General features: G+C 57.6%; 7 protein-coding genes. 4 read left to right on the forward strand and 3 right to left on the reverse strand.

Translation table 11 applies throughout. From position 1 onward, the window contains the following. On the forward strand, nucleotides 1-865 hold an 865-nt coding region (locus tag B7R93_RS07090; RefSeq protein ID WP_232798142.1), incomplete at its 5' end, for an IS3 family transposase. Between the two features lie 214 nt (nucleotides 866-1,079). Here the strand turns inward: B7R93_RS07090 and B7R93_RS07095 are convergent. Together B7R93_RS07095 and B7R93_RS07100 are read right to left on the reverse strand one after the other, a co-directional pair. Next, the gene (locus tag B7R93_RS07095; RefSeq protein ID WP_103020117.1) at nucleotides 1,080-1,571 is read right to left on the reverse strand and encodes a hypothetical protein; all 492 of its coding nucleotides are present in this window, start codon (nucleotides 1,569-1,571) and stop codon (nucleotides 1,080-1,082) included. Between the two features lie 1,458 nt (nucleotides 1,572-3,029). Then, nucleotides 3,030-4,172: an ISAs1 family transposase gene (locus B7R93_RS07100; protein WP_103020118.1), complete on the reverse strand. Its 1,143-nt coding sequence runs from the start codon at nucleotides 4,170-4,172 to the stop codon at nucleotides 3,030-3,032. Between the two features lie 115 nt (nucleotides 4,173-4,287). On the opposite strand from B7R93_RS07100, the gene B7R93_RS07105 reads away from it, so the two are divergent. The 3 genes from B7R93_RS07105 to B7R93_RS07115 all read left to right on the forward strand — a co-directional run bounded on the left by B7R93_RS07105 (nucleotide 4,288) and on the right by B7R93_RS07115 (nucleotide 5,892). Further along, on the forward strand, nucleotides 4,288-4,572 hold the full coding sequence (locus tag B7R93_RS07105; protein WP_157942237.1) for a hypothetical protein: 285 nt from the start codon (nucleotides 4,288-4,290) through the stop codon (nucleotides 4,570-4,572). A 388-nt stretch (nucleotides 4,573-4,960) separates the two neighbouring features. After that, complete coding sequence (locus B7R93_RS07110; RefSeq protein ID WP_103020120.1) at nucleotides 4,961-5,536, forward strand: hypothetical protein; 576 nt, start codon at nucleotides 4,961-4,963, stop codon at nucleotides 5,534-5,536. Between the two features lie 44 nt (nucleotides 5,537-5,580). Continuing rightward, nucleotides 5,581-5,892: a hypothetical protein gene (locus tag B7R93_RS07115; RefSeq protein WP_103020121.1), complete on the forward strand. Its 312-nt coding sequence runs from the start codon at nucleotides 5,581-5,583 to the stop codon at nucleotides 5,890-5,892. A gap of 184 nt (nucleotides 5,893-6,076) precedes the next feature. Here the strand turns inward: B7R93_RS07115 and B7R93_RS07120 are convergent. Then, nucleotides 6,077-6,879, reverse strand: an 803-nt coding sequence (locus tag B7R93_RS07120) for a serine hydrolase domain-containing protein (protein ID WP_198598616.1), incomplete at its 5' end; no start/stop codon positions are given.

Raw genomic sequence — 6,879 nt, forward strand, 5'->3', positions numbered from 1 at the left:
CCCAATTAGTGCCATGTGTCGAGTCCTCGGTGTCAGCCGGAGTGGCTACTACGCATGGCAGAACCGTGGGCCTTCCAAGCGAGCCCAAAAAGACGCGATGTTGACCGAAAAAATCCGCGAGATCCACGACCGATCGAGAGGCACCTACGGCTCGCCCCGCGTGCATGCTGCTTTACGAGACAAGGGCATCCGCATCGGCAAAAAGCGCGTGGCTCGGCTCATGAAAGAGGCTGGCCTACGGGGCGTAAGCCGCCGCAAACGGCCCTCTACGACGATCCGGGAGGAAGGTGCGCGGCCAGCTCCGGACCTCGTAGAGCGCGATTTTAGCGCCGAGGAGCCTGACCAGCTTTGGGTAGCGGACATCACCTACGTGCCGACCAATGCCGGGTACTTGTACCTGTCAGTTGTTCTCGATGCATTCAGTAGGCGCGTTGTTGGCTGGGCTATGGCCTCCCGCATGCGCACCGAGTTAGTGCTCAAGGCGCTGGACATGGCCGCCCAGCAGCGGGATCCGGAAGGGACAGTTCATCATTCCGATCAAGGATCTCAGTATACGGCAGTCGGGTTCGGCCAGCGCTGCGAGGATGCAGGCGTGCGTCCATCGATGGGTTCGGTTGGGGACTGCTACGATAATGCTCTCTGCGAATCGTTCTTTGCGACCCTCGAGTGCGAGCTGATCGAACAAGAGACGTTTGCCGACCGATCAGAGGCTCGACGTTCAATCTTCAGATTCATCGAGGGCTGGTACAACCCCGATCGGCTCCATTCCACCATCGGCTACCTCTCTCCGGTAGATTACGAGGACGAGTACCATTCGCACCATCACTCGCAATCCGAGGAACCTCATTCACCCGTCGCGGCATGAAAGCCGCGCGGTGTCCACAAAAGCGGGTCAACTCCAAATCTGTTCTTGTCTTGTGTTCTTGTCTTGGGTCGCTGTAACGGGACGATTCACCTGCCGTGGGTAGCGCTGAGGTAGGAGCGAGGCAAACGGTGCACCATCGCATGAAAACTGCAGCAGCCCACGGTCAGGTGCAATGAGGGGTCATAACGCACCCCGCTTCAGGCCTCACCGCGCTTCAGGCCTCACCGCGCTTCATGAAGCGGATCCTCTCTTTCAGATACAGCGCGTAGCTCCCCAGCAGAAGGATCGCCAGAACCAGAAACATCCCTGCAGGCACGGCCCAGTCGCTTGTCTGACGTATCGGCTGAAATAGTGCCGTCCCCACATACAGCATGCTCCCCCCCGCCAGTCCCATGACAACGAGGTAAGCGGGTCGCATATCTGTCTCTCGCTCCCTGTGTCGTTTCAAGGCATGGCTGAGTCCAGACACCTTGAATGCACCCCCGGCGAGAGCCACGCCTGCAAGAAACGTCAGATCTTCAGAAGAAGGAATGGTCAAGGCATTCGTCAAGGCATTCTCCCCCACAGCACCGGCCACTTCAAACCCGACAAGCCCGACAGCGAAGTAAATCAGGGTCAGTGCGGTGCCCCTGACCATCACGTGACGATCCTCAATGTACTCCGCATACACAGAATCAATGTAGCGGTGCAACTTACTGAAAGCCATGTTACTTCCAATTTATCGTGCGTTATAACGATCTAGCTGAGGTGCGGAGGGCGGGAAAACGCCAGACAGAACTCACCCCGAACAGAATGACAACGCTGGGCGGGGTTTCCATTTTCCGGCGTTGATACGTCTGTTCAGCGAAGCCGAAACTTCCTAACAGACCACACCCGACGTAAGCAAAAGCCCTCCGTCACCTCTAGCGCAGGGTTACGCCGCACCTTTTTGATCCCCCCTCTTGAATACTCCCAGTTTCTGCAGTAGGGTGAACAACTTAGCCTTTCGCTCTGGAGAGACTTCGGTATGAGATCCGAGTAGTGCTACTCCCCCACCAGCAAGAAATCCTCCAGTGAAGGTAAGGTCGAATACGAGATAAGCCCACGTTCCCGAGACCACGAGCACTTGACCGACTTTTCGGAAGAAGGGCTTTTTACCCATAAATGGGAGAGGTTTCTCAGTGATTTGTATGATAGCGGTGTCATGCAGAGGTAAGGACCAGGTCTCCCTCTTTACGCATCCTCTTCGGCGCAACATATCTTATGCCGATCGATTCCGTCATATCCCATCATGTGGATCGGCACAGTATGTAACGGCAGGTCGGCTAACTTGGTGCGTTACAACGGACCCGCGACATAGCGTGAGTGTTATGCCGAAGCGATCCGCATAACGAAGCGATCCGCATAACAACGCCCGGCCGACTGGCCCGCGCATGTCTGCACAATACAGGTTTCTACCGTGTTCATCAAACCAAACGCATTGCGGTCTTCGCGTCGTCTCCCTCATGTGCAGCTCCTCGTCCGCCGCGAACGGCTCCTCTCCATTTTTAGGCCGCGTCCGGGCCGCCTGCTTGCCGACAAGAGTCATCTTGACTGTCCAAAAACCACGAAATCATAAACCGACTTACGGTTGCCCGTCTACCCGTCTGCACCACCAGGCCGGCCTGCCTATCGCAGATCGTTTTATCCCCGGCCCATGCTCATGTCGAAAACTACCGGGCAGTCCCCACGCGGCTGACTGGACAGCGTGCACGATGGAGTCGGGACGGGCTTTTCCGCAGCGTCACAGTTCCCATTTGACGACCTGGGGTACTGCTTTATGATTTTGGAAAACGCAAAGCGGCCCGAGAAAAGTCAGCTCGCCACGTCTTCCGGCAAGGCTGCTCGGCCAACTTTGAGACCAACTGTGCTGTCTCTGCAGGCAGAAATCCTCTGTAGAAAAAAATCTGATCTCCCTGCTGCTATGCCCCGACGCCTAGTTCCTGCTGTTCTTGCCGCCGTTCTCCTCTGCCCGCCCCCCGCCGTGGCTCAAGACTGCAAGCAAGATCCTGATGGCTTTGAGGATGCGGAAGCCAACTTCGAGGTCAACTGCGCATCTGAAGACGTGACCGTGACCCATCAGCCCGATGGCGAGGTTCCCACAGCAAAGCTCCAGGTCCGCAAGAAAGAAGGGGAGGGGACAGGGCTAACGTATAAGATTACCATGAAGGAGTCTTCCCATGTAGTCGTTGTCCCATCCTGCCTGTTTTCTCCGGCCCTTGATGCTGGTGTCCGCCTCTGAATCGCTCTTCAACAGGTTCAGGGCCATTTTCCGAAGGACCGCCCAATTGCTCGCGGCGGTTTCATCACGAACGCGACTCTGATCTTCACCGAAGGTGACGTCGAGCACCCAATGCAGACTGTTCTCAATGGACCAGTGCCTGCGAGCGGCATCTTTTAGGGCCTCGTCGTTTGCTTCTCGACTGGACAGGAAGTATCGGATTTCTGCCGTCGTTTCAGCTTCTCCTTTCACAGTTCGAATGGTCTCAATCCCAACGACAGACTGGAGCCCAGGCCACTCCGAAAGGGCCTCAAGTTCGGCAGCTTTCTCGCAGGCGAACACCCTGCGACGGACGCTCCTACCGTGGGATTCGTCGAATCCATCGCTTCGAAGTCGGGACCGAGCCCCACGTTCGAAGGCTCCCGACCCGAAGCATCTTTCGTCAAAATGGTCTTGAACGGCCCTATAGGCCGTTTTGTGATTTGCCTTCAGAGCCAGCAGGTAGTCGGCCTTCTCCTCCAGGATCTCTTCGGCGATGTCTATTTGACAACCCATCGCGTCGATCGTAACCAGCACTCCCTCCAGATTAAGGGTATCCAACACCTCTGGAATAGCAGTGATCTCATTCGATTTCTCATCGACGACCTCCTGGGCCAGAGCGAGAGACTGTTCGCTTGCCCACGCGCTGACGACGTGAAGAGGGGACTTGCCCTTCTCGTGGTCAAAGGAGCGCCGGACAGTCTTTCCATCGATAGCCACGATCTCTCCATCGGGATCATCTGCCTGTGATCTGACCCAATCAGCGAAGCATGCCTCGAAGGACTCCGAGTCGATCAGGCCGAATACCCGGCGAAAGGTGTCGTGCGAGGGAATGCCATTGTCCAGTTCCAGAAACTCGGAGAGCCAAGACGTTTTGCTCTTTCCGTACAGAACGATGTCCTCGTAGCTTTCAGCCCCGGCGATTGCCCCGCAGACGGCGATTACCAGTACGTCGGTGAGCGGATATATGACTTTTCCGGTTTCTCGCGGGTCCGAGAGGTCGGAAAATCTGCCGGTAAGCACATTCATAGGCCGGATCAGGCGGAACAAGGGAAAAACGGGCCTTCGGCCTATTACAGGACGCCGGACCCCGTTCCCTTCACACTAATCTTATACGTTTGCCCTGGGGGAGGGGACGATTTCCGTGATGCTGATCACGGTGTCGACAACCCAAAATTTTGAGGACGCGGGTGCCGTGCGCTTGGTGGCCGACGGCACGGAGATGGAAGCTCCCCTCCAGCGCACCGGTGACAGCAAGAGGATGGGGGAGGAACTCACGTTTGAGGTGAAGAGGCTCGCGTTAAGTCAACCGAAGGCCCGCCAGATCAGCCGGGCCGACAGTGTCCGGATGGAAACGGGAGAGGCCACGTTTCGGCTCGATCCTCTCCCAGGACAGCTCCGCGAGGTGCTCCGTTTGCCGAATCAGTGATGTCCCGATGGAGCTGTGGGGGGTTTCCAGTCACCACCGGACTGCCAACAAATTCCCCCCGTTTATCGGCTGCTCTGTCCGTCTCAAAAACCACGGCTTTTGTCCTTCCGGCAGTGAAGGAACGTGATGAGCCCAGTTTTCTAACGTTTGGGCAGTGCCGCCAGTCCTCTTGGTTCGACCTGCTATCGTCGAACTGAAACCACTGGTTTCTTTCGTCACGACCTCTTGTTACGACCTTTCGCTGCGACAGGCTTCGTGCCACGGCCATGTGGCACAAGCTATGTCACACAGCCGGGCGCTATGGCTGGCTCCCGACGGGCGCTGCAGGGTCGGTTTCCGACAGGCACTACGATCTCCATCCCCCGATTGAGAAGACAGTCGCTTCTTTATGCCCGGTGATAATGCCTCTGGCGAGCGAAACACCTCTACCGGCCAAGGGCAGGACGACAGTACCGAGGCGAGCGATGGCCCCACCCAGAAGGACCGGTCCCGCAGTCCTGGCGACCTAGACCGTCCTGGCGACCTAGACCGTCCTGGCGACCTAGACCGTCCTGGCGACCCGGACCGTCTTGACGACCGGGAGGAAACCTCCTCCGCGCCAGCACAAAATCAGGCGGGTGATTCGGCGAAGCGTGCTAGCGGGTCGCTGATTTCGGACCTGATTGAACGGCGCGTCCCGCAGGTCCTGGCCGGGTATTTGGGCGTGACGTGGACTGTGTTCGAACTGATGCAGTGGCTCACCAACCAGTACTTGGTTTCTCCATACCTCGGTCGCGCGATCCTTTTCGGCCTTCTGATGATGATCCCTGCGGTCGCCCTGGTCACCTACCGCCACGGCCGGCCTGGACCTGACCGATGGAAGCCGTTCGAGCGGTGGGGGACGGCCGCCAATGCATTTCTCGCGCTTGCAGGGCTAACGCATGAGATTGATGTGAAGGAAGCGGAGACTGAGAGCCCAAGATAGGCCGTACGCCCACTTTTCCTCCCGTTTCGCCTGATCCCGTGCCCATGAATCTGCTGATTGACTCCTTTTCGGGCTTAAATGTCTCCCAAGAGAAGGCCAACGTCTCCGATCCGCTGACAGATGTGCTGGTCATTGCCGTTCCTGTATCCGTCGCGGAGATGGAGACCTACCAAGTGTCGTTTTCCGCAAAGCGAGTAAAACAGCCGATCTCGCAAAGGTTTTGGAGGTCCAAACCCGCTCTGCACCTCCCAAAGAGCGATTTGGGGGTCTGGACCCGCATCCGAAGCCGCCACAAACAGGCGAGTTGGGACAACAACTATATGGGCCAACTCCTTCATAGTAATCTCATGCGTTAGCCCTGGGAATTCGGCCCTTACATTTCCTTCGCCTGAGGCAGTTGACTCTCACAGATGCCGATCAGGTGTTGAACCGCCAAATCGGTCCTAAGCCGCTGCTGAGGGCGATGCGCTTTTCGAAGAGTCCTGTTTGAAGTGCCCTCAGAGCCTGCAGACGATGATTCAACTCAACCTCTGATTCGCATCACAGACTCTTTCCATCCAAAAGTCGGGCTAGAAACTCTGCGTCGCTCCAAGTCCGGTTCGCTCGCCCAAGCCGAACGATCACCATTTCCTTAGACGGGAGGACGTAGAGTCGTTGGTTGTAGCGACCTGCGGCCATATGCATTTGCGGAGGGGCGCCGTCGTAAATGAGGCGCTTCTTGTCGTGGGCCAGTAGGATGCTCTCCGGGACCTGGGACCAGAACCTCTCGAACTGGGCCTGCGGGATCGAGTCGAGGGGCACGTTGAGCCAGACGCCCGCCCCGTACCCAGGACTCGCCTGGGTCGGTTCGGTGAGGAGATCCAGGTTCTCGGTTATGGTCTTGCCCTTCCACTGCCCGCCCTGCAGGAGCATCTGCCCGATCCGCCCCAGGTGCCGAGCCGTAAGGTGCGCACCGTCGTAGAGGCGCATGCTGAGGGGAGGCGCTTGAGGAGAACCCGCCGACGTTTCACTCTCGGAATTCTGGCTTACCCACAACCAGCGGCCTCCAGGGATGCCCAGCGGCAGGAAAAGGCGTTCTTTCATCATTGGGCTTTTTGCATCCGTCCGTTTTGCATCCGTCCGTTCCAGGACAGCGCCGAGGGCTTGTACGTCCGCATACCCGAACCGAAATTTCTCTCCCGGACTCTCAACGATTGGGGCCGCAAGGGCCTCTTCGTAAGCCGGGGCGGGTCCTCGCCCTACTCCAAACTGCTTCAGCCCGCTCGTTCGATGAAGAAGGTGAAAGAGGGTGATTTTGGATTTTTGGGGAGATGAGCGCCACCCTTCGACCACACGGGCGACCG

Origin of the sequence: Salinibacter altiplanensis (assembly GCF_002894645.1) — a bacterium.
Classification (GTDB): Bacteria; Bacteroidota; Rhodothermia; order Rhodothermales; family Salinibacteraceae; genus Salinibacter; species Salinibacter altiplanensis.

What these genes read in the sequence shown, in the direction of transcription:
- B7R93_RS07095 (WP_103020117.1), bottom strand. Translation starts at nt 1,571, where the DNA reads ATGGCTTTCAGTAAGTTGCACCGCTACATTGATTCTGTGTATGCGGAG.
- B7R93_RS07100 (WP_103020118.1), bottom strand. Translation starts at nt 4,172, where the DNA reads ATGAATGTGCTTACCGGCAGATTTTCCGACCTCTCGGACCCGCGAGAA.
- B7R93_RS07110 (WP_103020120.1), top strand. Translation starts at nt 4,961, where the DNA reads ATGCCCGGTGATAATGCCTCTGGCGAGCGAAACACCTCTACCGGCCAA.
- B7R93_RS07115 (WP_103020121.1), top strand. Translation starts at nt 5,581, where the DNA reads ATGAATCTGCTGATTGACTCCTTTTCGGGCTTAAATGTCTCCCAAGAG.